Genomic DNA, 25,351 nt, shown 5'->3' on the forward strand with positions numbered 1-25,351 from the left:
TCGAGACAGCACCGATCGCACCGGCGGCTCCCGGGCGACCGGCCCGGGAGCCGCCATATCTCGCGTCAGCCGATCTTCACGCCCCGGATGACGACATCGCCGAGCGGCCCGACGAGAAGGCCGGTGACGTTGGCCTTGGCGCCCATGGCGCGCTGCGCATAGCCAAGTGTGACGAACGGCCCATCGTCCAAGATCATCCGCTGCGCCCGGAGATACATCTCCCGGCGCTTGTCGACGTTCCGTTCCACCTGGGCGTCCTTGTTCAGCTTGTCGACCTCCGGGTTCTCATAGCCCATGCGCTGCCGCGCCCGCTTGGTGCTGAAGATGGACCACATGATGTCGTCCGGATCGCTCGTGTCCATGACCCAGTCGTTCAACGCGAGCTGATGCTCGCTGGCGTTGATCTTCGAGTAGAAACTCGCTTCCTCGACTCCTTGCAGGGTCACCTTCAACCCCGCCGCCTGAAGGTCCGCTTGAATCAGCTGCGCCTCTTCCGGCCAGAAGCCTTCGGTCTTGTGCAGCAGCGTAATCGCCATGTTGTTTGCCCCCGCCTTCTCCAACAGCGCTTTGGCGCGGGCCGTGTCATGCGGGTAGACCTTCGCGAGGCCGGCGTCGTACGCGAGCAGTCCGGGGGGCACCGGTCCGGCGCCGACCGTATAGTTGCCGTAGAAGACGACCTTGGCGATGTTGGCTTTGTTGACCGCCAATTGGACCGCCTGCCGCGCTTCCTTCTTGTCGAACGGCGGCTTGTGCTGGTTCAGGATCAGGTACTGCGTGTCGAGAAAGTTGCCGTTGATGACCTTGAGCCGCTTGTCGCTCCGCAAACTCGCGACGTCCTTGAAGTCCAGCTCCGTCGAGACGTCGAGCTCGCCCGTGCGGAGCTGCTCCAACCTGACGGTGTTGTCCGCGACCGTCTTCCAAATGACACGGTCGATCGAGGGCCGGCCGCCCCAGTAGCGGTCGTAGGCCGTCTGCACGAACTGCACGCCCTTCGTCCACCGCTCGAACTTGTACGGCCCGCTCCCCATGGGGTGCATCGCGTAGTCCTTGCCGTACTTCTGCAGGGCCGCCGGGCTAACGATCCCCTCGGCGAAGAGCGCCAAGTCGGAGAGCAGCGTGACCGAGGGACGCTTCTGCGTGATCTGCAGTGTGCGGTCGTTGAGCGCCTCGATCTTGCCGACGTCGGTGAAGACGATCTCGGTGTAGGTGATCCCCTGGAAGTGATAGGGGTTTTTCTCGTCGATCTGGCGATCGTAGTTGAGCTTGACGGCCGCGGCCGTCACCGGTGTGCCGTCATGGAACGTGGCGGGCCGCAGGTGGAACGTGTAGACGAGGCCATCGGGGGAGATGTCCCACGACGTCGCCAGACAAGGCTCCAGCTGGACCGTCCCGGTCTTGAAGCGGACGATCGGCTCGTTGATGTTGTTGTTCACGACTTTGATGTCGCCGTATCCGGCGCTGCCGAGGATCACCGGATCGGGGTTCGTGATGTTCTCAGGGATGCCGACGACGAGGGCCCGCTGGCCCGCGGCCTCGGCGGCGGGCAGCGTCGACGGCTGCCCGAACGTCTCCCCGGCCATCTCGAAGAGGGCCGGGAGGGCCGCGGTTGCGACCCCAAGCCCCAGGACCTTTTGTACGAACTGCCGGCGCGTGTAGCGCCCGGCCTTGAACTCGATAACCAGTTGTTGCACCCGTTCGTCCATCCGTCTCCCCCTCCCCTTGAGCCGGCTGACGCGCCGGCCTGCGGTGTGCTCCGTCCTAGGTCCGCACCGGCCGCGCCCGGCGCCCGTTGGGCATCCCGAGACGGGAAATGCGCCGCGCGGGAACGCGTGCGAGATGACGTCCGCCCAGCAACTCACGCTCATACGCAAAGAGGGTCGTCACGCCCCCGGTGTGGAGAAACACCAGCGGTGTCTCGCCTCCGCGGTCCTTCGCCCACCGGAGCATCTCCGCCATGCCCGTGCCCGTGTACACGGGGTCGAGAAAGACGCCTTCGGCCTGCGCGATCGTCCAGATCGCTTTGACGGATGGCGGATATGTATAGCCGTAGACACCCTCTCCCCGACCCAAGAGCGATACGTCGGCGGGACCAACCGGCACCTCGAGGTCCAGGAGCTGCATCGCGGCGCGCGCGACGCCGAGCACCTTCTCTTCCGCCCCGGCGCCAAGGCCGTGCGGCGGCGCGCCGTGCACCCGAATGCGGCCGCCGTGCGCGCACGCGCCCAGCAGCAACCCGGCGTACGTCGGACCGCCGGAACCGACAAATACGTCCGCCTCGCGGACGCCGGCCGTCTCGAGTTGCCCGGCAAGCTCGAGGAAGCCTTCCGCGTAGGCGAGCGCGCTCAGCGCGTGGATCTCCGGGGTCAGCGTCAGCAGATGCGCGCGGCGCCCGCGGCTGTTCAGGCGGGCGACGTGGCGCCGGCAGGCATCGCGAACCGCCTCATAACTGCCCTCGCGGACGTAGTGCACCCTGACTCCCATGAGCGTCGCGAGGAGCATGTTGCCTTCCATTTCCCAGCCCTTCGTCGTGTCGAGGACGAGCTCAGTGGCTATGCCGAGGGCGCATCCGACCGACGCCACCTGCGTCGGATGATTGGACTGCACGTAGCCACCCGCGACAAAGAGGTTCGCCCCGCGGTTCAGCGCGTCGCCCGCGGTGTGGCGCAAAATGCGAATCTTGCTTCCCCCGATCGCGAGCCCCGCGAGATCCTCGCGCTTAAAATAGACGGGCCGGCTGAGACGGCCGGAGAGTTGCGCCATGTGCTGCAGCGGCGTCGGGAAGATTCCGACCGGAGCGTGCGGGCGGCGGGCCAGCCCGGCGGCAAGCCGATCACGCATCGGGGCGACTCCTTCCGGCGGCCGTCACCGTGGCGATCGCATCGATTTCGATGCGCCACTCCGGGCGTACGAGCCCCGCGACAATGAGCGCCGAGCGGGACGGGAATCCGGCCGGGAAGTACTCGTGGTATGCCGCGTCCAACGCGGCATAATCTTCCCGGTGCGTGAAAAACACCGTGGTCCGGACGACCTCGCTCATCGACACGCCCGCCGCTTCAAGGATCGTCTTCAGATTCTGCATCACCTGGTGGGTCTGCGTCGTAATGTCGGCGCCGACAGTTTGCCCCTCACGGTCGACCGGGGGCATCCCGGAGACGAAGACAAGGCCCTCGTCCACGATCGCCTGGGCCAACGGGGATTTCGACCGGTACGCCTCCGGCGTATTGATCGTCCGTCTCATCTCGTTGCCTCCTCCACCAACCGTCCCCCCTCCATGAGCGCGCGGCCGTCGACAAGAATATCCGGGGTCCACATCACCATGTCCAGATGAAACGGCACGTCGAGGCGTCCGCCGAAGTGGACGTTGCTGCCGAGGGCGATGTGGCATGTGCCGTACGTCCCTTCATCTTCGATGATGCGGCCGACGACGCGTGCCTGGGGGTTGAGGCCGATGCCCACTTCGCTCAGCATGAACGCGTCCGCGCTGCCGACCCGCTCCACCAAGTCGCGCAGCGCGTGCGCCTGCGAGCGGCCGTCGAACGCGACGGCGCGCCCGGCGCGGAACGTGATCGTCACCGGCGCCGAGACCAGCCCGAGGATACCGATGCTCGCGTCGATGACCGCCACGCCCTCGGCGGTGCCCTCAAGCGGCGCGACGTACGCCTCGATCGTCGGCACCCCGGACCGCGCGCCGGGCCGGGTGACGAGTCCGGTGTTGGCGACGGCCGCGCGGTCGTCGAGCTTCGTCCGCAACCGTGTGCCGGCCGGCGTGCACAGCACCAAGTCCTTGCCCACGAGCCGGCGGGCGAGGCGCTCGGCCACACCGGCCTGCACCGCGAAGTCGGCCGTGATCCCGCCGCCGGCGAGCGTCTCGGCCCGGCACTCGCTGATCGCCAGCATCCGCGCTCCGGCCGCGCACGCGTTTCGGGCCGCTTCGGTGTGAAAGATGCTGAGACTCGTCGGCGCCAACACGACGTCGGCGTGCTTCATCGCCTCGGCGACGAGCCGCGGCGGTTCCGCCCCCGGGCGGTCCGGGCGGGGCATGGTCAGCGTGCTCGGGGTCCCGCCGGCCGCCGCGGCGGCAAACGCCAACGCCTCGGCCACCTCGGGCGGAACCGCGACGTCGGTCACGATCAGCACGTCTTCACCGGGCGCGACCGCTGCACACGTCCGGACGATCGTGAGGGCGCCCGCAGCCATGGACGGCAGATTCATCCGGCGGCCCCCACGACATCCGCGAAAGCAAAGAGCGCCGGCTGTCCACCGGTGTGCCAGAATACGATGGTCTGGTCGGCCGTCCACCGGCCGCGCCGGACGAGATCGCTCAAACCGGCCATCGCTTTTCCGGTATAGACAGGATCGAGAATGAGGCCTTCGGTCCGCGCGGCCAGCCGGATCGCCTCGACGCATGCCGGGGTGGGCACCCCATACGTGCCGCCGTATTCCTCAAGCACGACGACGGCGTCCGGCTCGACGGAGACCGCGAACTGGCAGCGCTCCGCCATGCCTGTGATCAACCGCAAGACGACGGGGAGCAACTCTTGGCGGGTGGCCCCATCCGCGACCCCCACGATGTCGACGCCGCTCTGGAAGAGCCGCGCCCCGCCCAGCAGCCCGGCGTGGGTGCCGCCGGATCCCGTGCAAAAGACGATCGCGTCCACGGCGACCCCAAGCGCGGTCGTCTGCGTCAGAAGTTCCATGAACGCCTCGGCGTACGCCGCCGCCCCCAGCGGCGTCGATGCGCCTTTCGGCACGAGGTAGGGACGCCGGCCTTCGCCGCGCAGCGCATCCACCTGCTCGGCGAGCATGCCGTCGACCGCCGCGGCCGTGGGAGCCCGGGCAATGTGCACTCGGGCCCCGAGCACGCGGTCCAGGAGCAGGTTTCCCTGCACCGCTTCGGATTCACCCGGCCGCAGGACCAAGACGGCGTCGAGTCCGGCACGGCGGGCGGCCGCGGCCGTAATCCGGCAATGGTTGGACTGGATCGCGCCGGATGTGACGAGCACGTCGCACCCCTGGGCCAGCGCCTCGCCGAGATGGTACTCGAGCTTACGGACCTTGTTCCCGCCCATGCCGAGGCCGGTGAGGTCATCACGCTTGATGAAGATTCTGGGACAGGCCGTCCCGAGCGCCCGCCGCAGTCCGGGCGCTTCCTCGAGCGGCGTCGGCAGCGACGCCAGGCGATACCGTGGCAAGCGCGCGAACTGCATGGCCGCTAGCGGGACCTCCGGAAAACGCGGGCCATGCGATGCACGGCGTCGCGAAGTACCGGCTCGGGCACCACCATCGAGATGCGCTCGAACCCCTCACCCTCGGCGCCGAAGTAGCCGCCCGGATACACGAACACGCCTTCCCGCTCCATCACCGCGAAGGCGTAGTCCTCAGAGGACAGCCCCGAGGGGCGAATGTCGACGAAGACGTAGAACGTGCCGCCGGGCCGCACGCACGGGATCCCCGCCTCCGCGAGCCGGGCCATCGCGAAGTCCCGCCGTCGCTGGAAAATCTCGCGCCGCTCCGCGAGAAGGTCCTGCGGCCCCGTCAGCGCGGCGACCGCCGCGTATTGCGAGATGCTGGGGGCGCAGATCGTCAGCGTATGCCGGACGGTCACCAACGCGTCGACCACTTCGCGCGGACCGGCGATGTACCCGACGCGCCAGCCGGTCATCGAGTACGCTTTGGAGAAGCCGTTGATGGTGATTGTGCGGCCGCGCATTTCGGGCATCGAGGCGATGCTGAACGGCTGGCCGTCAAAGACGAGCGTCTCGTACAGCTCGTCGGAAACCAGGTAGAGGCCATGCCGCGCGGCCACGCGCGCGAGCCCCTCGAGCCGGTCACGCGGGTAGACGGTCCCGGTCGGGTTGTTGGGCGTCAGCAGCACGATCGCCTTGGTCCGCGGCGTGATGCGCTTCTCGAACTCCGCAGGATCAATCTGGAATCCGTCCACCGGCGACGTGGGAACCCCGACAAGCCGCGCGCCGAGGTAGTGGAGCATCGTCGCATACGAGTTGTAGTAGGGGTCCGCCATCACGATCTCGTCGCCGGGGTTTAGCAGCGCGCACAGGGTGACGAACACCGCCTCCTGCGTCCCCGTGGTGATGACGACCTCGGTGTCGGGATCGACGTCGATGCCGTTGTCGCGTCGCAGTTTGTCGGCAACCGCACGCCGGAGCTCGGGGATCCCGCGAAGCGCGGTGTACTTGGTCAGGCCCTTTTCCAGCGCCTCCCGCCCCGCGGCGACGACGTGCGCCGGCGTCGGGAGATCCGGATCACCCCGTCCGAGGCCGATGCCGTCGGGCCGCCCCCGCAGCATGTCCATGAGGACTCCGGCTCGACCGGCCTCGAGCGAGCGCACGCGATCGGCCAGCGGTACGACCATGTGCGCGCTCTGCGGCCGGTCGTGTTGAGAGAGGCTGCTCATGCGTTACCTCCGGGGCTGCCCGACGGCGCCTGCAACGGCTTCAGGTTCGAGCTGCTCGATCATCGGCAGCAGGCGCGCGAGATGCACGTCCTCACCGGGCTGCGCCGTCCGCAGCGGAGGCCGGACGGGACCGCCGGGCCGTCCCAGCAAGTCGAGCAGCCGCTTGGTGCCGCTCGGGTTCGGGGTCTCGTACACGGCGTCGGCGATCGGCAACGCCGCCAGCTGCAGCGCCCGAGCGGCCGCGAGATCGTTACGCCGGACGGCATCGTACAGCTTGACGAAGACCCTTGGGATGACCGCGCCCAGCGTGATGAGCGCGCCGGCGCCGCCCAAGGCGAGGGACGGCAGCACCAGGTCGTCCAACCCCTGCAAGACGCAGAAATCGGACGGGACTTCGCGTACGACGCGGGCGAATTTGGCGAGATCGCCGCTCGCTTCTTTGAAGCCCACCACCTTGGGAATCCGCGCGGCGATGCGGATCAGGAGGCGGACGTCCATGTCGAGTCCGGCCCGGCCCGGCGAATTGAACACAATCAACGGCAGCTCGACGCGATCGGCGAGGTCCGCAACGTGCGCGTAGATGTCGTCTGAGGACGGCCGGACGAAATACGGCGCGATGATCATCACCGCGTCCGCTCCCGCGCGGGCCGCGGCCCGCCCGGCGGCGGCGATTCGTGCCGGATCGATGTACAGCGCGCCGGCAACAACACGGCAGCGCCCCGCGGCGCCTTCCACCGCCGCCTCGACGGCCGCGGCGTGTTCCGCATCGGTCAAGGAGAGCGCTTCACCGGTGCCGCCGCAGACGCAAACGGCATGGACGCCCTGCCGCGCCAAAAAGTCCACTGTCGTCGCGATGCCTTTGGGATCCAAGGTCCCCGACGGCGTAAAGTTGGTGACCAGCGATGCGACGATCCCGGTGGGACGGTACATGGCGGTTCCTCCTCCGTGTGACGGTCTATGAATGGTGCACGTGCCGGCAGCGCCCGTCCGGACGCGCTAGGCGCCCGGCGAGTGGACCGGTTCGCGTCCTGTGAGGACGCGGACGACATCCTCGATCGTCTGTGTCACCTCGCGGTCCTGGGCTTCTACCGTATGCGCCGCGATGTGCGGCGAGACGATCGTCCGCGGCGCCGCCAGCAGCGGATTCCCCTCGGTGACGGGTTCGCCGGCGAAGACATCGACGCAGGCGCCCCCGATGCGTCCCCCGGCCAGCGCCTCGAGGAGGGCATCCTCATCGACGAGCGCGCCGCGCGCCGTATTCACAAGTAGCGCGTGCGGCTTCATGCGCCGCAACGCCGCCGCGTCGATCATACGACGTGTTTCCGGCGTGACCATGGCGTGGAGGCACACGATATCCGACTGTGCCAACAACTCCGATAGGGCCACGAGCCGCACGCCCGCCGCCGCGGCGCGGTCGGCCGGCACTACGGGATCGCTTCCGAGAAGCGTGACGCCGAAACCGCCGAGACACCGCGCCACCCGGGCGCCGACATTACCGAGTCCGATCAGTCCGACCGTCCGGCCGCGCAACTCGCGGCCGAAAGCCAATGTGTCGCGCCAGCCCCCCTCACGGACATGCCGCACGGCCGGCACGAGCTGGCGAAGGTGCGCGAGGATCAGCAGCACCGTATACTCGGCGACGCTGTCGGAGTTGGCTTCCGGCGCCCAGAGAATGCGGACTCCGCGGCGGCGCGCCGTATCCCAATCAACGTTCTCCGGCCGAGCGCCGAACTTGGCGACCACGCGCAGCGCGCCGGCCTGCTCGATCATGGGCCCTGTGACCCGGTCTCGGGACGTGATCAGCACCGCATGGGTATCGCGCAACTCCTGCGCAAGTTCGGTATCGTCCATCCGCCGATTCGATGGTCCTTGCCGGACTTCGCCAATCTCGCGAAGTTTCGCGATCGCCGGGTGGTCTCTCGGCTCGGTGATGAAAATGCGAAGCGGCCCGCTCATCGCGAACTTTTCACGCGGTGCGACTCGGAACGCTCCGGCACACGCCCCCCGGGGAGATCGCGCGTTGCGGGTCCTGGAAGTCCCCACAAGGCCGACCGTTTCGTAACTTTGAGGATGAAGGTCGTTTCCGTCCGCCGCACGCCGGGGATCTTGCCGACCTGCTGTGTCAGGAAATCGACGAGTTCCTCGTCGGAGCGAAACTGGCCGATAATCAGAAAATCGTAGGTGCCGCTTGTATAGGCCAGAAAGTTGACTGCGTCCAGACGACAAAGGGCTTCTGCCGCGCCGACAGCCTTGTCGATGTCGACCTGGACTCCGATGAACGCGATCCGTTCATATCCGAAGAGTCCCGGGTTCACCGCGAGGACAAAGTCGATTTGCCGGCCGCGGAGGAGACGCGCCACGCGCTTCCTGACGGTGGCTTCGGAGACTCCGAGCCGCCGGGCGATGGACAGATTGGATGCCCGCGCCTGATCCTGCAACAGAGTAACGATCTGCCGGTCGGTGTCGTCGAGGTTACGACTCCGGCGAGGCACGGCTGGCGCTCCATGGGTGTTTCTCGACGAATTTCGTCACGATTCCTACAATACGGTTCGATATACGGACTGGAAAACCCTCTGCGGGTCGAAGACACTCGACGTCGGCGGCAGCCGTCTTTCCACCGCGCCGGCGGGCGGCGCGCCAGCCGCCCTCCGAACGCACGAAGTCCGATCGATCGGCGGCGCGGCTGCGCTCACGCGCCGCGGCCCAGGGTCACCTCCCGCTCGACCCGCGCAAGCATTCCGCCGATCTGCTGGGCCAGGGCGGCGCCGAGCAGCGGGTCGGCCAGACGGCCGCCCAGCCCGGGGAGCCGGACCTCCGCTTCATAGGTCAGGTCGGTCCCCCCGTCCGCATCACGGCACGAGAGGTGCAGTCGAAACTTCGGTCCGCCCGCCCCGGCCGGCGACTCGACGGCGAAGTCGCGGCCGGCCACGTAGAGCGTCACGTCGGCGACGATCTCGGCCGGCGACGCCGTGCCGCCGGGCCCGAACTCGAGCCGGACGCGCCGGGGTCCAAAGGCGTCGCGCTCGACCTGCACCAGCCCGATCCGAGGATCGAGGTCGGCGATCCGCGCCGGATCCGCGGCCAGCGCGAATACCTCGCGGGTCGGCGCGTCGATGTGAACGGTACGCAGCACCCGGGCCACGGGCGGCCTGCCCCCTCGGCTACCGCGAGGACGCGATCACGCGCTCCGCCTTGATCTCATCTACGAGCCGCTCGGCGTCGCGGTTGGCTTCCTCGATCATGCCGCTCATTTCCTCGCGATGAATCCATACCATGATTCTCCCCCCTTTTCCGACCCGGCCGTCCCCGCCGATCCGCGGGCCCGGCCATGGGGTGCCCAGTCCAAAACACCGCAACCCGGGGTGTAGCGCGGCGGCCCCCGCGGTATGCCTCTACTGGGCGTGCGATGGACGCCGCGCAGGCGGGGCGTCGTCGCACCTCACACCACGGGCCACCGAAGGAGGCTTCGCCATGCCGGCGAGGACGAGGCGTCAGTCGACGTCCGCCAGATCAGCGCCGCACCAACACGACGAGATGCACATGCAATCGCTCGAGGACCTCTTTGTCAAAGAGATCAAAGACCTCTACAACGCCGAGCAGCAAATCCTCAAGGCACTGCCCAAGATGATCCGCGAGGTATCGTCTGAGGAATTGCAGCAGGCGCTCCGGCAGCACTTCGATCAGACGAAGGGGCACGTCGAACGGCTCGATCAGGTCTTCGCGGACATCGGCGAGGCGGCCGGCGGTGCCAAGTGCAGGGGCATGGCGGGCATCCTCGAGGAAGGTTCGCAGATGCTGCGCGGGCCGGCGGATGAATCGGTCAAGGACGCCGGCATCATCTCCGCGGCGCAGCGCGTCGAGCACTACGAGATGGCCGGGTGCTGACCGAGATCGCGGAAGGCGCGGTCAACGTGAAAGCCGCCGAAGGAGACGGCCCGCCGCGCCGGCATCCTCCGGAGGGGGACGCGATGATGGGCGACGACGCGCAGACCCTGAAGGGGACGAGGAGTTGGATCGCGAGCGACGGGACGCCGAGGTTCCCAGTGCGGTCGAGGGCGGGAAGCCGGGCTTCCCGCCCTCGGACTTCGCCTCGATGCTCCGCGTCCCTAGCGTGTCGCGGTGCGCACTCTGCGCCCGCCCGATCGGTGGCGGCGGACCGCACCGGCGCGCCGGCCGGCCGCGGCGCCCGCCCGCCGGGCCGGGGCCTTCCTCCCTCTCGGGGGCCGGCGCCCGTTCCCCAGCTTGAGGACCTTGGACACGATGGCCCGAAACTCGCGATCGTCCAGCAGCGCGTGCTTCCGGAGCGAGGCGTCTTTCACGCCGGCCAGGATCGCATCGATGCGCGGGTCGTCGCTTGCGATGTCGCGTCCCCACGCCCGGAGACGATAGGCGATCGAGTCGCGGCCGTTCCCTTTGCCGGTGACGACGTCGGCTTCCGCCTGCCCCACCATGCTCCAGTGGAACGGGAACAGCTCGACCGGCTGCTCCGCCTTGCACCGCGACAGCCAGGAGCTGATGATCCCGGATTCCACCTTGAAGAGCATGTCCCCGACGATCGGCCGGTTGCTCGGCAGCTGAAACCGCGCGAGTTTCTGCACGAGCCGGCTGAGGCCGTACAGCTTGTCGTACCGGATGCCGAGGTCGACGCCGTACAGGACGCGCAGCGCCATCGCGACGTCTTCGAGCGCCGCGTTGCCCGCCCGCTCGCCGAGCGACGACACGGTGACGTGGGCGACCGGCACGCCCATGGCCAGCGACGTGATCGTGTTGGCGGCCGCCATCCCGAAATCGTCGTGAAAATGCGTTTCCAGAGGCTTTGTGATGCGCGATTGGACCCGGCGCGTGAACTCCGCGATCGCGTGCGGCGAGCACCCGCCGAACGTGTCCACGAGACCGAGCGCGTCCATGTGTCCTTCGCGCGCCACCCGCTCGATCAGGTTCAGAAACCAGTCGGCTTCGGCCCGGGTTCCGTCGATCGGAAAGAACACGGTGTACAACCCCTGGGACTTGGCGTACTGGGTCGCCTCGATGCTGAGGTCGATCGCCCGTTCGAGCGGCCAGCCGTACGCGTAGGTGATGATGTGCTGCGACGACGGGATCTCGATGACGATGCCGTCGACGCCGCAGTCCACGGCCTGTTTGACGTCGCTCACCATGCAACGGCAGAACGCGAAGATCTTCGGCCCGAGCCTGCGCCGGACGATGTCCTTGATCGCCGCGGCATCGTCCTTGCTGACCGAGGGCATGCCGGCCTCGATCCGGTGGACCCCGACGTCCGCGAGCGCCTCGGCGATCCGGATCTTGTCGTCTCGCGTGAAGACCACGCCCGCCTGCTGCTCACCGTCCCGCAGCGTGATGTCGTGCAACTCGATGCGGTCGGCAAACTTCACCGACGAGGTGACGGCGGGCGCGTAATTGTACGGGCTGACAAACCACTGATTATCGTTCTTCCACGGGTCCATCCCGGCACTCCCTCCTGGGCGGATTCCGGCGCACGGCGCCATCGGCGGGCATCTTCACAACACGCGGTACGGACCCTCGAAGACGTGTGGGCCGGACGCAGGCGCGGCTCCAGGTACCTTTCCGGCCGCCGCGGGGAATTCCTTCGGGTCAGCTTCGCAGCCGCGGATCCAGCACGTCCCGCAGCCAGTCGCCGGTGAGGTTCACGCCGAGCGCGGTCACGGCGAGCGCCGCTCCCGGAAACGCCGTGAGCCACCACGCAAAGAAAATGTAGTTGCGCCCGTCGCTGATCATGCTGCCCCAGGCCGGGGTGGGCGGCTGGACCCCGAAGCCGAGAAAACTGATCGTCGCTTCCGCGATGATGAACTGAGAGACCTGCAGCGTGCTGATCACGACGATCGGCGTCAGCACGTTCGGCAGGACGTGGCGCCACAGCAGGCGGACGGGCCGCGCGCCGACCGCCACCGCGGCCTGCACGTACTCGCGGTGGCGCAATGCGAGCACCTCGCCGCGCACGACGCGGACGTAGAGCGGCCAGCCGGCGATCACGAGGCTCACGATGATGTTGCGCAGGCCGGCGCCGATGACCGCGTTGACCACCAGCGCGAGCAGAATGAAGGGAAAACTCAACTGGACGTCCGCGATCCGTGTAATCGTCGCGTCGGCCCAGCCGCCGGCGTAGCCGGAGACGAGGCCGAGGGTACATCCGATCAGGCCGGCAGCCAGGACGGTCACGAGGCCCACGGCCAGCGCGACGCGCGCTCCGTAGATGACCCTCGACAGCACGTCGCGCCCCAGTTGGTCTGTACCGAACGGATGCGCCGGTCCCGGCGGGCGCAGGATCGCGCCGAACACGGGCGCGGTCGGGCTGGACGGCGCCAGCCACGGTGCCGAGGCGGCCGCGAGGATGATCGCGGCCACGATGAGCACACCGGCGAGACCCGTTCGGCTGCGCAGGAGGGCGCGGACGGAGGACGACCGCGGCGTGACCACCGCGGCGGACCGGACCAGCATCGCCGTGGCGGCCTCACGCATGCCCGAACGCCGGCGCCCGCTTGACGTGCATCATTGATATCGGACGCGCGGGTCGATCCAGAGGTAGGCGAGGTCCACGGCCAGGTTCATCGTCACGTAGATCACCGACGTGCAGAAGACCCCCACCATGACCACCGGGAAGTCACGGCCGAGCAGCGCGTTTAAGATGTAGGCGCCCATCCCCGGCCACGCGAAGATCGTCTCGGTGACCACCGCGCCGCCCAGCAGCTGACCGGCGTTGAGGCCGAAGACCGTCACGATCGGGATTGCCGCATTCTTGATCACGTGGCGGAGCATCACGCCCGGCTCCTGCAGGCCCTTGGCTCGGGCGGTACGGACGTAGTCCTGCCCCAGCGCGTCCAGAACCGACGAGCGCGTGATGCGCGCGATCTGGGCGGCGTAGAACGCCGTCAGCGTGAGCGTCGGCAGCACAAAATGCGGCCATCCTCCGAACCCGCTGACGGGCAGCCAGCGAAGCCAGACGCCGAAGACCCAGATCAGCATCAACCCCAGCCAAAATCCCGGAATCGCCTGCCCGGCGGCGGTCAGGGCGATCCCGAGGTGGTCCACCGCGGTCCCTCGGTACCTGGCGGAGACGATACCGACGGGCACGGCCACGGACGCGACGACCGCGAGCGACACCAGGGCGAGTTCGGCTGTCGCGGGCAGCCGCTCGAGGACGAGGCTCAAGGCCGGCGCCCGATACCGGAGCGACGCGCCGAAGTCCCCGTGCATCGCCCGGCCGAGAAACTCCACGTACTGCGCCCCCAGCGGGCGGTCGAAGCCCAGGAGATGGCGGAACTGTGCGATGTCTTTGGGCTGCACGTCGAGCGGCAGGAATAGAATCACCGGGTCCCCGGTGATGCGAACGAGAAAGAACACGGCCGTCAGGGCCAGAAACACCGCCACAACCGCCTGACCAATCCGGCCAAGCAGATAGCGCGACATCGCCGCCTACGGCGGGGCGTCCCGGGTCACGCCGTAAGCCGAGCCCCGAACGGGGAGGCGCCTCGCGGGCCCACGGTCCGCGCTACTTTGGCGCGGCCTCCCACATCCAGACCTTCTCGTCCGGCCGCGGCCGCCACGCGATCCAGTTGGCGACGCCGTAGAGGTCGTGCTGCTGCCACAACGGCACCCACGGCGCGAGCGGCACCAGGGCTTCCTGGACTTTGCGGAACGCGGCCGCGTTGGCCTTAGGCTCGACCGTGACCTCGGCCTTGTGGATCATGTCCTCGATCCGCGGATCGCCGAAACTGCTGTAGGTGAGACTCCCAACGAAGAGCTGCCCGACCGTTCCGCTCGGCTCGAGGTCCGGTCCCCAGCCGAGGAAGAACATGTCCCCCGCCTTGCGGTTGATGATCTTGTCGAGGTGGCTGCGCCACTCGTTCACCTGCACGTGCACGGTGATCCCCAACTTGCCGAGCTGCGCCGCGATCGCCTCGGACACTTCCTTGTCGAGCGGGTACCGCCCGCTCGGTGTATCGAGCGTCAGGGCGAGTTTCTTCGGATCGTACCCCGCCTCCTGAAGCATCTGCGCCGCCTTGTTGGGGTCGTAGCCGGTGCACCTGATCGCCGGATCGTATCCCGAATCAAAGCGGCTGACGTACCCGCAGATCCGGGTGGCCTGGCCTCCCAGCACGGTCTTGATAAGCTCATCGACATTCACGGCGTAGATCATTGCCTGCCGCACCTTCGGATTCTGCATCGGACCCGGGTGCAGCGTTTCCAGCGCGAGGTAGTTGATCCGGGAGCTCACCGTCGAGCGCACCTGCGCCCGTCCGCTTCGGTTGACGGTGTCGACGGCCTGCGGGGGCACGTCCTTCATCACGTCGATCTGACCCGACAGGAGCGCCGCGAGTCGCGCGCTGAACTCCGGGATCACCTGGAAGACGACCGTCTGGATCTTGGGCGTCCCGGCCCAGTAATTCGGATTCCGTTCAAGGACCAGCCGCTCGCCCCGGACCCATTCCTTGAACCTGTACGGCCCGGTGCCGGCCGGGTGTGCCGACGCGTAGTCGACGCCGACCTTGCGCACATACTCCGGCGCCAGGATGAACAGTCCGGGCAGCGAGAGGTAACTCAGCAGCACCGGCATGGGCTCCGAGGTATGGATTCGGACGGTGTGGTCGTTGACGACGTCCACACGATCGACCGGTTTGAAGCGCGGCAGGTAATGTGTCTTGTTCTTGGGGTCGAGGATGTACTCGAGCGTGAACTTCACGGCGTCGGCCGTGAACGGCTCGCCGTCGTGGAAGCGCACACCCTGCCGCAGCATGAACTCCCACGTCCGGTCGTCGATCACCCGATACCCCGTCGCCAGCCACGGCAGGATCTTCTCCGTCTTGGGATCACGCGTGAACAAGAGGTCGTACACGTTCTCGATCTGCGCGTTGGTGGTCCAGTCCACCACCGTGGCGCCCATGAGCGTCAACGGCTCCGCGCCGATGCCGATCGTGATCTGCGTCTTGGGCTGCGCGCCGGCGCCGGAGGGTGCCCCCAACCAGGGACCGGCCAGCATCGCCAGGCCGAGCGCGAGCGCAACGAACCGCCGCATATCCTATCGCCCTCCCCTCACCGGCACCGTCTGAGACTCGAGGTCACGCGGGAACTTCGTCGTGATCTCCGGCCGGCCGCGTTTCACGATGACCGTGTCGTCGTGCCGGAAGCCGCCGACACCGTAGAGGTAGATGCCGGGCTCGCAGCTCCACACCTCGTTCTCCGTAAGCGGACGGTAGCTGAAGGCGATGTCGTCGGGATACTCGTGGCCGGCGAGGCCGATCCCGTGCCCGGTACGGTGGATGACCCGGTCGCCGAACCCGCGCCGCTCGAAGACGCCTTGGGCGGCGGCGTCCACGTCGGCCGCCGTCGCGCCCTCGACGAACGCGGTCGCCGCCGCGTCCTGGGCCTCGACCGCCGCGTCGAACGCCGCGGCCTGCTCGGGAGTCGGTGAGCCAACGAAGAATGTTCGCTCGTTTTCGCAAACGTAGCCATTGAGCCGGGGAATGATGATGTTCACGATCCCGTGCCCGCGCTCGACCATCTGGCCGTAGTCACCGCTGACGCCGTGCGGACACGCGGCGTTGGGTCCGGTGAGTCCGGCGACGCGGAGTTCGACTTTGTAGTCGGGGAACCGGCGGACCGCCTCCTGCGCGAGCTCGTGAAGGACGAGCGTGTCGATCTCCGCGAGCGGCCGGCCGGGCGCCAGGTGCTCGCGATATCGCGCCTGCCCCCAGTCGCTCAGTTCGGCGCCCTGGCGAATCAACGCCAGTTCTTCCTCGCACTTCACAAGCCGCATCTCGCGGAGAATCCGCCCGGCGTCGGCGAGCGTCAGGCCCGGCAGGAGATCCGGGACGCGCACAATCGGTCCGGCCGTACTGTCGACGCCGAGCCGGCCGCGCCGGATCCCCTTCCGCCGCAGCAGATCCGCCACCATCTGCGGCCACTGCGGCGTGACATGCGTCCGATGCTGGAGGCGATAGTGCTCCGCGTAGAAGTGCACCTCCGGAATCCATATCGAGCGGTGCTCGTCGGCGTAGCGGACGTGATTCGTCGACAGCTCGTGCATCACGAGGAACGGCCCGCCGTCGCGCGGCACGATCGCGGCCACCGGCCGCTCCCATGGCTGCACGTCGAGAAAGTGGCCGGAAACATAGAGGAAGTTCTCCGGCGTCAGGACCGCGAGCGCCGCGAGATCGGCTTCCTCAAGGTCGCGACGAATGCGGGCGAGACGATCCTCGTAGACACGGCGGCTGAGATAACCCATGACGCACCTCCGCGGACGGTCCCGAGAAGTTCGGGCCGCCGATATCGCGAACCTGCCGACTCATGTGGGACCGACCGCCGGAGGAAGTCCAGGGACAGCGCGGATAGGTTGCTGCTGGCGGAAGGGCACCTGACGCGGCGGCTGCTCGGGACGATCGTGCAGCGGCTGGCCACGCTACCGGGGCCCGCAGGGTAGCAGACGCCATCGTTGCAACCACCGTCAGCGGCAAGGAGGCCGAGGAGCATGGTGTCCGAGAAATCGGCTGTCAGCGCGACCGCGCTGAGCTTTGGGGGGTTCAGGGGGACCCGAACAGGCCTTCGCATGGGCCACGTGATAGAGTCCGGACGAAGAACCTGGCCGGGCTCCGCAAATGGAAGGAGTCGAGGGCCAAAAACGGAAATCCCGGTCAATATCGCAGACATCGGGCACGCCGGTTCGGGAAGCCGCTACCGCGCGCAGCGGATAGTAGCCGTACCGAAGAGCACATGTTCCTGGTAAGCCGCTCGAAGGTTGGCATCGGGAGCCCACCGAAGGCGCCTTCAATCGGTACGAGCCGGTGCCATCGGGGGGATGGAGTGGCGCCTCGCTCGCGGAGACAGGGCACTAAGCGGCGGAGGGCTAGGCGGCCGGGGCGATCCTCCCGGCCGGCGCGTCAGGCGGCCCAAGCCCCGTCCCGGCGCCTCCACAACCTCCCGGCCGAACTCACCACGTTTATCGGACGAGAGCGCGAGATCGCGGAGATCGCACGTTTGCTCGCGTCCACCCGACTTCTGACCCTCACCGGCGCGGGCGGTTCGGGTAAGACGAGACTCGCCCTCCGGCTAGCCGCCGGTGTCCTCGGCGGGTACCCTGACGGCGTGTGGTTCGTCGATTTGGCCTCGGTGACCGATGGGGCGCTCGTTCCGAACAGCGTCGCGCTGGCCCTCGACGCCCCGGAACAGCCCACCCAACCGCTGGCCGACACGCTGGCGGAGTACTTGCGAACAAAGACGCTGCTGCTCGTGCTGGACAACTGTGAGCATCTCGGCGATGGGTGTCAGATGCTGGCGAATCGCCTGCTGCGCCACAGCCCTGGCCTTCGCATCTTGGCAACCAGCCGTGAGGTGCTGGGCGTCGATGGCGAGGCGACGTACCGAGTCCCGCCGCTGCGGGTGCCGGAGGTGCACGAAGCGCCGCCCGTGACAGACCTTGCGCAGTACGACGCGGTCCGTCTGTTCACCGAACGGGCGGCCCTCAATCAGCCGGGCTTCGCGCTCACGAGCGACAACGCCGCGGCGATCGTGCAGATCTGCCAGCGGCTGGATGGTATGCCCCTGGCCATCGAGTTTGCCGCCGCCCGTGTAGTGGTATTGTCGGTCGAGCAGATCGCGGCGCGGCTCGACGATCGGTTCCGGCTGTTGACGGCCCGGTCGAAGAAGACCCTCCCGCGTCACCAAACCCTCCGGGCGACCCTGGACTGGAGCCACGATCTGCTGACGGAACATGAACGGACGCTGTTCAGGCGGCTCTCTGTCTTCACGGGCGGGTTCACGTTGGAAGCGGCCGAACAGGTCTGCGCGGCGGCCGGCATCGCAGGCCCAGACGTTCTGAACCTCGTGGGTCGCCTGGTCGATAAGTCACTCGTCATTGTGGATGAACGGGACCGGCACGCGCGGTATCGCCTGCTGGAGAGTGTGCGCCAGTACGGCCGCGAGCGGCTCGACGAGTCCGGAGACGCTGAGGTTATTCAGCGTCAGCATCGAGACTGGTATCTCGACTTCGCCGAGCGCGCGACCACGAAGTTGCGCGGCCCCGAGCAGGACATGTGGCTCAGCCGCCTCGAGATCGAGCACGACAACCTCCGGGCGGCGCTCGGATGGAGCAAGGCGGTTAGAGATGCGGCCGCAGTACTGCGGTTGGCCGGCGCCCTCACCTGGTTCTGGTTCATGAGCGAACACTGGAGTGAGGGCCGGCAATGGGTCGAGGATGCCCTCGCGGCCGGTGGGGCGGCGACGCCGCTCCAGGTGTTCAGGGCGAAGTGGGGCGTCATTCTGTTTTCGCTGGCCCAAGGAGACCTCAGCCGGGCCTGCGAGTTGACCGAGGGCCTGAGCGTCAGTGCCGAGCTCATGCGTGACAGGGAGTGTTCGATGATCGCACATATCGCGGAAGGCATTTTGGCGCCCGAGATCGGGAAACCGGACCGGGCGATCGCCTTGCTCGAAGAGGCCGTCGCTCGTGCGCAAGAACTTGGCGATCAATGGCTGCTGGCATTCGCCCTCACGCAACTGTCGGCAAATGTGCGGAAGCGAGGCTACTACGCGCGGGCGGCCGATCTCTGCGCCGAAAGCACGCGGCTCTTTGAGCAACTCGGCGATCGGTGGCGCGTGTCCGTGGCGCTTCGCAACATGGGCATCACCTTGCTGTGCAACGGCGCGTTCGACGGCGCCGCGGCGGCCTTCGGCAGAGCCATCCGCCTGCGCACGCCGGCCCAGAATGGATGGGTCGCCTTTCAGTGCCTTGAGGGGTTGGCGTGCGTCGCCTGTGCGCAGGGTGCCCACGAACGAGCCGCCATCCTGTTCGCCGCCGCGCTGCCCATCCAAGAATATCTCCGGTCCCGTCGGGACCGAGACTTCTGGTTACAGGTTGAACACTACCTGGCCCGCACTCGTGCTTCCTTGAGCGACCAAGCGTTTGAGGCCGCGCGGAATTCGGGACAGGCGATGACGCTCGACCAGGCCGTCGAGTTCGCGGTGGGACCGGCAGGGTCGGAGATGGCGGTCGGCCGGCCGCGGCGCCCGAACGGACCAAGCGACGACCCTTTGACGACCCGCGAACGTGAGGTAGTCCGGCTCCTGGCTCGTGGCTCGACGAACCGGGAGATTGCCACGACCCTCGTGATCTCGGGGCGGACGGCCGAGGGCCACGTGCAGAGCATCCTCAACAAGCTCGGCCTCAGCACGCGCGCGCAGGTGGCCGTCTGGGCGGTTGACCACGGCTTTCGCCCGCCTTCCGCCTGACCGCTCGGAGCGGGGCTCCAGCGCGCCACGGTACCTACGCCGGAAAACACGTACCGACAACCTCGAAAACGCGTACTTCTCACGGTGACGCCGGACCCTGTTCTCCTATAGCCTAACGGCGAATCGCGCAGGCACTTCGCCGGACGGAAGGAGGGCAGCGGCTCATGCCGAGGGGCTACGCGCAACCGGAAGTGTTGGTCGAGACAAGTTGGCTCGGCGACCACCTACGCGATCCCGCAGTGCGGGTGGTCGAAATCTCCGAGAACGTCACGCTGTACGATCAGGGTCACATCCCGGGCGCCGTTCACTTTAACTGGCAGACGCAGCTGCAAGACCGAGTCCGCCGGGACTGGATCTCCAAAGAGCAATTCGAGCAGTTGCTCGGGACCTTTGGGATCGACAACAACAGCACGCTGGTGCTCTACGGCGACAAGAACAACTGGTTCGCCGCGTACACGTTCTGGCTGTGCAAGATGTTCGGGGTCGATCGGGTCCGCATTCTCAACGGCGGCCGTGCGAAGTGGATCGCGGAGGGCCGGCCCCTGAGCACCGACCCGCCCGCCCACCCGCGGGCGACCTTCCGCGCTAAGGAGCCCGACCTCAACATCCGGGCATTTCGAGATCAGGTGCAGGCACGCATCGGCGTGGACGGCGTTGCGCTCGTCGACGTGCGGTCGCCCCAAGAGTTCACCGGAGAACTCATCGCGATGCCGGCGTACCCGCAGGAGGGGGCGCAGCGCGGCGGCCACATCCCGGGCGCGCACAACATTCCCTGGGGCCAAAACGTGCGCGAGGACGGCACCTTCAAGGAGGCGGAGGACCTTCGCCGCCTGTACGAAAGCCGCGGCGTCCACCCGGACAACGAGATCATCGCGTACTGCCGGATCGGCGAGCGCTCGTCGTTGACCTGGTTCACGCTCACGTACCTACTCGGGTACCCCCGCGTCCGTAACTACGACGGCTCGTGGACGGAGTGGGGGAGTCTAGTCGGCGCGCCGGTCGAGCGGACCGCGTAGCCAAAACGAGAGGGGGAGAACGGATGAAGCACATCGGATGGCGCACCGTTCCGGTCGTGCTCGCGTTTACCACCGCCGCGACGGTGGCGACCCTCAGCTCGGGCCGTCTCGGCCCGGAGGCCGCGGCCGGGGGAGGCGGCCCGCGACCCAGCGACGGTTGGACCCTGCACATCACCGCGAAGATGCACTTCCCAGGAAAACCTGATATGCTGGCGCACCACTTCTGCAAGCAGGTCGCCGGCGGCCTGATCGAGTGCCAGCTCTACGACAGCGGGGCGCCGGACGCCCGGCTCGTCGGGGTCGAGACGATCGTCCCTTCCGCGACCTACGCGAAGTTCTCCGCGGCGGAAAAGGCGCAGTGGCACTACCACCGAGTCGAAATTCCCCTCGTCTCGGCGGCGGTCCTCGACATGTCTCCGGACCAGGCGGAGAAGGTCGTCAACTCAATCGTGGACACCTACGGAAAGATCTACCTGCTTTGGGATCCGTCCCGCCAAAGCATGCCAACCGGGCAGCCGAGCGTGACCATTCTGCCCCTGCCGAAGGCGAAGTGACAACGACGGATGATCTGGCATGCGACGGGCGGGTAATGCCGCCTGCCCGTCCGCACGTAGAACGAATTGGTGGTCACGCAGCATGCACACCCGACATTAGGAGGTGATCATCATGAACCTCAGGCTCGTCCAGTTCAGCTTGGGCGCTGGACAACGCACTGCGGCAAAGGCAATCGTCGATAAAGTCGTACCCGCGATCCGAGCACAACAGGGCTGCGACCGATGCGAATTCTTCGCCGACAACGAAACGGGCGACTACGGACTCGTCGTGTTGTGGGTCTCAAGGCAGGCCGCGGAGCGGGCGCGGCCAAATCTCATTACGCCGTAGGGGAGGGCATCATGCCAGAGCGGGCAGCGGTGGCAACGCTCAAGGCCAGCTTGCGGGGTGAACTAATCGGTCGCGATGACGCGGCCTACGAGGCGGCTCGGAAGGTACACAATGGTATGATCGACCGGCATCCCGTGTTAGTCGCCCGGTGCACAGACGCCGGCGACGTGATCACGGCCCTGCGTTTTGGGCGGGAGCAGGGCCTGCCGATTTCCGTGCGCTGCGGCGGGCACAGCGCCGCGGGCCTCGGCGTCGTGGACGACGGACTCGTGATCGACCTCGCCCCGATCCGATATGCTCGGGTCGACCCGGCGGCCCGCACGGTGCGCGTCGGCGGCGGGACGACGCTTGGGGACGTCGACCATGCGACCCACGCCTACGGGATGGCGGTGCCGGCCGGAATCATCTCGACCACCGGTGTCGGCGGGCTGACGCTCGGCGGCGGGCTCGGCCACCTGACGCGCAAGTGCGGGCTCTCGATCGACAACCTGCTCGAGGCCGACATGGTGCTGGCCGACGGGCGGTCGGTGACTGTGGGGCCGGAGTCCCATCCGGACCTCTTCTGGGCAATCCGCGGCGGCGGCGGGAACTTCGGCATCGTCACGTCGTTTCTGTTCCGCTTGCAGCCGATCAGCACCGTCTGCGCCGGGCCGACACTCTGGCCGGTCGAGGATGCGTCCGAGGTGCTCGCGTGGTACCGGGAGTTCATGGCGGGGGCCCCCGACGACGTGGCGGGATTCTTCGCCTTCCTCACGATCCCGCCCGTGCCGCTCTTTCCCGAGGCACTGCACCTCAAGAAGATGTGCGGCGTGCTGTGGTGCTATACGGGCCCGGCGGAGCGGCTGGAGTCGGCGCTGCTCGCGCCCGTGCGGCGGTTCAAGACGCCGGCCCTCGAGCACGTCGGCCCGGTGCCGCTCCCGGCGCTCCAGACGCTCTTCGACCCGCTGTACCCGCCCGGGCTGCAATGGTATTGGAAGGCGGACTTCCTCAACGAGATCGCCACGGCGTCGATCCCGAAGCACGTCGAGCACGGGGCGGCGATGCCGACGATGTTGTCGAGCATGCACATGTACCCGATCGACGGCGCGGCGGCGCGGGTCGGCGCGCACGACACCGCGTGGGCGTACCGCGACGCGAAGTTCGCGATGGTCATCATCGGCGTCGATCCGGATCCGGCGAAGAAGGACATCATCACCCGGTGGAGCCGAGACTACTGGAACGCCATCCATCCGTACTCGGCCGGCGGCGCCTACGTCAACTTCATGATGGACGAGGGCGAGGACCGCATCCAGGCGACCTACCGTGGCAATTATGCGCGCTTGGCGGCTGTGAAGCGGCAGTACGATCCCGAGAACGTGTTCCGCGTGAACCAGAACATCAAGCCCGCGGCCGCATAAGACACGGCGGCCTGGCGGCGCGCCGACGGGGGCGGGCTCCCGGGCCCGCCCCGTCTGACGGGGCGCGCTCGACTGAAGTGGCCTCGAATCGGACATTATCATTAAGACGAGTTCGGGCGTTCGCGGCCGTCGTTTGGGTGAGTCGAACGTGGGTGAGTCTGCCCTGGGGGGAGGATCGATATGGCGAAGGTGTATCTCATCAATTGCCGTGACGCCGGCGTTGATTGCAACTTTCAGGCCCGGGGTTCAAGCTTGGAAGAGGTCATCCAACTCTGTGCTGAGCACGCTATCAAGGAGCACAATATGATGGCGTTTGGCCCCGAACTGTATACGAAGATGCGACGTTGTGTGAAGACCCTGGAGGCAGAGACATCAGGGTGAACGGCCTCTGACGGCAGCAGAGGACAACTCGTACTAGACCTCAACCGAAGCACTGTCGACGCATCTAAGCGGCCGAAAGGGTGGTCTCCGAACGGTCTCCTGCGGACCGCGCAAAACCCCGATTCCCGATTGGAGCGTTACGTGGCCCGATCCCGCGGAAGTGAGTGGACACGAGGCGAGATGGCTATCGGGTCAGCGCCTCGGCCTCCTGCTCCAGCCACTCCTCGACCGCCGCCCGCACGATCTCGTAGCTCGTCCCGCGGCCCTGACCGACGATCGGGCCGGAGGGCGTGCGCCGCGCGATCCACAGCCACCCGCCCCCACGGACGCGCGCGTACGCGACCACGACGCGGACCGTGCCGCTCGGCGTCTCACGCCGGATCAATTCGTCTCTCATCGCCGGGCCCGGCGTCAACCCGCGCGGCGCAACCGGGAGTGCAGCGCGGGCACGGGAATCTCCACGTCGGCGCCGAGGCTCCGCAGCAATTCCACCGCCTCGCGGGTAAGCGCGGGCTCGCCGGCGACCGGATCGACGTGGACGCGTCGCCGCCGCCCGGCGGCGACGTCCTGAATGGCCTGAATCAGGGAGAATGCTCCGTGGGCTTGAAGGGCGCAGAAGAGCTCATCGCGGCTCATGACGGCTGCCTCCACTGGTGCGTCCGGTGCGACGACGAAAGGTGCGATTTCGGACCGGCGATAACGAGCTCGGTACTCCGCTTGCGGCGTGGCACTTCTCGGCCGGTTTTCGGAAGTCCTGCTTAGCCCTGAAACGCGTCCCGCAGGACGTCGGCGCGGATCGGCCGGTTGCCGGCGTCCAGCCACACCTCGACTACGTCGAACCGGCACGGGCGGTCCCCCCGCCCCGTGCGGACCAAGTACCGCGAGGCCAGCGCGACGAGCGCGCGCTGTTTCCGCGCGGTGACCGCTTCCGCCGGTGTCCCGAAAGCGGCGCCGCGCCGGGCCTTGACCTCGACGAAGACGACGTCGCCGTCGTGCTCGCACACGAGATCGATCTCCCCGCGCCCCATCCGGACATTCCGCGCCAGGACGCGGTAGCCGCGCGCGGCCAGCGCGGCCGCGGCGGCGTCCTCGCCGATGCGGCCGCGCAGCGGGCGGATTCCCGGTCGCGCGGGGAGACCGGCACCTGAATGCGGCTCCAACGCGTGGCCGGCCGTCAGGGCCCTCCGAGGAGTACGGGCTCGAACAACGGGAGCTGGCGCTCGGGAAGGAACGCACGCCGGTGAACCGGCGACGGGCCGTGGCGATCCAGCGCGGCGAGATGCTCGGCCGTCGCATAGCCCTTGTGCCGGGCGAAGCCGTATTCGGGATACTGCCGGTCCAGCTCCAGCATGAGCCGATCGCGCGCCACCTTGGCCACGATCGACGCGGCGGCGATGCAGGCGCACGACCCGTCGCCTTTGACGATCGCGGACTGCGGGACTCCGCCCGGCAGGACGTGCCGGCCGTCGATGAGGAGAAAACTCGGAGGCGCCGCCAGTTGGGCGACCGCCCGCTGCATCGCGAGCCGCGTCGCGCCGATGATGTTGAACCGGTCGATCTCGGCGACCGACGCCTCGGCCACGGCGAACGCCGTCGCGTGCGCGCGAATCTCCGCGGCGAGGGCCTCGCGTTCCCCGGCGCGCAGCCGCTTGCTGTCGTCGAGGCCGCGGATCGGCGGCGCCGGCCGCAGCACAACCGCAGCGGCCAAGACCGGCCCGGCCAGGGGGCCGCACCCCACCTCGTCGATGCCGGCCACCACGTAGCCGGCGCGGACGCGCCGACGCTCCTCGCGGTAGAGGCCGCGCAGCCGCGCCGCCTCGGCCCGGGCCGCGGCGGCCGCCTCCCGGGCCCGCACGGCCAGACGGCGCACGAGGGCGCGCCGGTCGCGGGCCAGGCTACGGAGCAGGGATTCGGGAGGAACGCGGTACTCGTCGAGACGCCGGACGACGTCGGCCACCGTGAGCTGCCGGAGGTCGATCAGCCGCACGCGCCGCGTCCCGACGGCC

At 67.9% G+C, this 25,351-nt stretch carries 26 protein-coding genes; 7 read left to right on the top strand and 19 right to left on the bottom strand.

Annotated elements, in window-relative coordinates; genetic code table 11:
• Positions 1 to 65 precede the first annotated feature (65 nt).
• The 10 genes from VGZ23_12560 to VGZ23_12605 form a co-directional block, all read right to left on the bottom strand.
• On the bottom strand, positions 66 to 1,703 hold the full coding sequence (locus VGZ23_12560) for an ABC transporter substrate-binding protein (GenBank protein ID HEV2358420.1): 1,638 nt from the start codon (positions 1,701 to 1,703) through the stop codon (positions 66 to 68).
• A gap of 55 nt (positions 1,704 to 1,758) precedes the next feature.
• Entirely contained in the window at positions 1,759 to 2,838 is a 1,080-nt protein-coding gene (locus VGZ23_12565; protein ID HEV2358421.1) for a pyridoxal-phosphate dependent enzyme, read from the bottom strand.
• Positions 2,831 to 3,238 carry a RidA family protein gene (locus VGZ23_12570; GenBank protein HEV2358422.1) on the bottom strand — a complete coding sequence of 136 codons (408 nt, stop codon included), beginning with the start codon at positions 3,236 to 3,238 and terminating at the stop codon, positions 2,831 to 2,833. The genes VGZ23_12565 and VGZ23_12570 overlap by 8 nt, the downstream gene beginning before the upstream one ends.
• Positions 3,235 to 4,212, bottom strand: coding sequence for an aminopeptidase (locus VGZ23_12575; protein HEV2358423.1), 978 nt, complete (start codon positions 4,210 to 4,212; stop codon positions 3,235 to 3,237). Before VGZ23_12575 ends, VGZ23_12570 begins: the two co-directional genes overlap by 4 nt.
• A complete protein-coding gene (locus VGZ23_12580) occupies positions 4,209 to 5,207 on the bottom strand; it encodes a D-cysteine desulfhydrase family protein (protein HEV2358424.1) in 999 nt (332 codons plus the stop codon). Before VGZ23_12580 ends, VGZ23_12575 begins: the two co-directional genes overlap by 4 nt.
• Before the next feature lie 5 nt (positions 5,208 to 5,212).
• Complete coding sequence (locus VGZ23_12585; protein HEV2358425.1) at positions 5,213 to 6,415, bottom strand: pyridoxal phosphate-dependent aminotransferase; 1,203 nt, start codon at positions 6,413 to 6,415, stop codon at positions 5,213 to 5,215.
• A 3-nt stretch (positions 6,416 to 6,418) separates the two neighbouring features.
• A complete protein-coding gene (locus VGZ23_12590; protein ID HEV2358426.1) occupies positions 6,419 to 7,345 on the bottom strand; it encodes a dihydrodipicolinate synthase family protein in 927 nt (308 codons plus the stop codon).
• Positions 7,346 to 7,411: 66 nt separating this feature from the next.
• Positions 7,412 to 8,371: an NAD(P)-dependent oxidoreductase gene (locus VGZ23_12595; protein ID HEV2358427.1), complete on the bottom strand. Its 960-nt coding sequence runs from the start codon at positions 8,369 to 8,371 to the stop codon at positions 7,412 to 7,414.
• Positions 8,368 to 8,907, bottom strand: coding sequence for an Lrp/AsnC family transcriptional regulator (locus tag VGZ23_12600; protein ID HEV2358428.1), 540 nt, complete (start codon positions 8,905 to 8,907; stop codon positions 8,368 to 8,370). Before VGZ23_12600 ends, VGZ23_12595 begins: the two co-directional genes overlap by 4 nt.
• A 197-nt stretch (positions 8,908 to 9,104) precedes the next feature.
• A complete protein-coding gene (locus VGZ23_12605; GenBank protein HEV2358429.1) occupies positions 9,105 to 9,557 on the bottom strand; it encodes an SRPBCC family protein in 453 nt (150 codons plus the stop codon).
• A gap of 398 nt (positions 9,558 to 9,955) precedes the next feature.
• On the opposite strand from VGZ23_12605, the gene VGZ23_12610 reads away from it, so the two are divergent.
• Positions 9,956 to 10,300, top strand: a complete 345-nt coding sequence (locus VGZ23_12610; protein HEV2358430.1) for a DUF892 family protein — start codon at positions 9,956 to 9,958, stop codon at positions 10,298 to 10,300.
• Positions 10,301 to 10,521: 221 nt separating this feature from the next.
• Here VGZ23_12610 and VGZ23_12615 read toward each other — a convergent pair whose 3' ends face one another.
• The 5 genes from VGZ23_12615 to VGZ23_12635 form a co-directional block, all read right to left on the bottom strand.
• Complete coding sequence (locus VGZ23_12615; GenBank protein HEV2358431.1) at positions 10,522 to 11,877, bottom strand: pyruvate carboxyltransferase; 1,356 nt, start codon at positions 11,875 to 11,877, stop codon at positions 10,522 to 10,524.
• Positions 11,878 to 12,025: 148 nt separating this feature from the next.
• A complete protein-coding gene (locus VGZ23_12620; GenBank protein ID HEV2358432.1) occupies positions 12,026 to 12,910 on the bottom strand; it encodes an ABC transporter permease in 885 nt (294 codons plus the stop codon).
• Between the two features lie 30 nt (positions 12,911 to 12,940).
• The gene (locus VGZ23_12625) at positions 12,941 to 13,858 is read right to left on the bottom strand and encodes an ABC transporter permease (GenBank protein ID HEV2358433.1); all 918 of its coding nucleotides are present in this window, start codon (positions 13,856 to 13,858) and stop codon (positions 12,941 to 12,943) included.
• 82 nt (positions 13,859 to 13,940) lie between these two features.
• Positions 13,941 to 15,464 (bottom strand): ABC transporter substrate-binding protein, encoded by a 1,524-nt coding sequence (locus tag VGZ23_12630; protein HEV2358434.1) that lies wholly within the window; start codon positions 15,462 to 15,464, stop codon positions 13,941 to 13,943.
• A gap of 3 nt (positions 15,465 to 15,467) precedes the next feature.
• Positions 15,468 to 16,673: a Xaa-Pro peptidase family protein gene (locus VGZ23_12635; protein ID HEV2358435.1), complete on the bottom strand. Its 1,206-nt coding sequence runs from the start codon at positions 16,671 to 16,673 to the stop codon at positions 15,468 to 15,470.
• Positions 16,674 to 17,422: 749 nt separating this feature from the next.
• On the opposite strand from VGZ23_12635, the gene VGZ23_12640 reads away from it, so the two are divergent.
• The 6 genes from VGZ23_12640 to VGZ23_12665 all read left to right on the top strand — a co-directional run bounded on the left by VGZ23_12640 (position 17,423) and on the right by VGZ23_12665 (position 23,345).
• A complete protein-coding gene (locus VGZ23_12640) occupies positions 17,423 to 19,669 on the top strand; it encodes a LuxR C-terminal-related transcriptional regulator (GenBank protein HEV2358436.1) in 2,247 nt (748 codons plus the stop codon).
• Positions 19,670 to 19,833: 164 nt separating this feature from the next.
• A complete protein-coding gene (locus VGZ23_12645) occupies positions 19,834 to 20,685 on the top strand; it encodes a sulfurtransferase (protein ID HEV2358437.1) in 852 nt (283 codons plus the stop codon).
• A 23-nt stretch (positions 20,686 to 20,708) separates the two neighbouring features.
• The gene (locus VGZ23_12650) at positions 20,709 to 21,239 is read left to right on the top strand and encodes a DUF1264 domain-containing protein (protein ID HEV2358438.1); all 531 of its coding nucleotides are present in this window, start codon (positions 20,709 to 20,711) and stop codon (positions 21,237 to 21,239) included.
• Positions 21,240 to 21,351: 112 nt separating this feature from the next.
• Entirely contained in the window at positions 21,352 to 21,567 is a 216-nt protein-coding gene (locus VGZ23_12655; protein HEV2358439.1) for a hypothetical protein, read from the top strand.
• 11 nt (positions 21,568 to 21,578) lie between these two features.
• A complete protein-coding gene (locus VGZ23_12660; GenBank protein ID HEV2358440.1) occupies positions 21,579 to 22,964 on the top strand; it encodes an FAD-binding oxidoreductase in 1,386 nt (461 codons plus the stop codon).
• 180 nt (positions 22,965 to 23,144) lie between these two features.
• On the top strand, positions 23,145 to 23,345 hold the full coding sequence (locus tag VGZ23_12665) for a DUF1059 domain-containing protein (GenBank protein HEV2358441.1): 201 nt from the start codon (positions 23,145 to 23,147) through the stop codon (positions 23,343 to 23,345).
• 184 nt (positions 23,346 to 23,529) lie between these two features.
• Here the strand turns inward: VGZ23_12665 and VGZ23_12670 are convergent, their stop codons facing one another.
• The 4 genes from VGZ23_12670 to VGZ23_12685 all read right to left on the bottom strand — a co-directional run bounded on the left by VGZ23_12670 (position 23,530) and on the right by VGZ23_12685 (position 25,332).
• Positions 23,530 to 23,742, bottom strand: a complete 213-nt coding sequence (locus VGZ23_12670) for a hypothetical protein (protein HEV2358442.1) — start codon at positions 23,740 to 23,742, stop codon at positions 23,530 to 23,532.
• Positions 23,743 to 23,756: 14 nt separating this feature from the next.
• Positions 23,757 to 23,981: a hypothetical protein gene (locus VGZ23_12675; protein HEV2358443.1), complete on the bottom strand. Its 225-nt coding sequence runs from the start codon at positions 23,979 to 23,981 to the stop codon at positions 23,757 to 23,759.
• Between the two features lie 122 nt (positions 23,982 to 24,103).
• Complete coding sequence (locus tag VGZ23_12680; protein ID HEV2358444.1) at positions 24,104 to 24,505, bottom strand: YraN family protein; 402 nt, start codon at positions 24,503 to 24,505, stop codon at positions 24,104 to 24,106.
• Between the two features lie 14 nt (positions 24,506 to 24,519).
• The gene (locus VGZ23_12685; protein HEV2358445.1) at positions 24,520 to 25,332 is read right to left on the bottom strand and encodes a ribonuclease HII; all 813 of its coding nucleotides are present in this window, start codon (positions 25,330 to 25,332) and stop codon (positions 24,520 to 24,522) included.
• Positions 25,333 to 25,351: the final 19 nt, after the last annotated feature.

This window comes from bacterium (genome assembly GCA_035945995.1).
Classification (GTDB): Bacteria; Sysuimicrobiota; Sysuimicrobiia; order Sysuimicrobiales; family Segetimicrobiaceae; genus DASSJF01.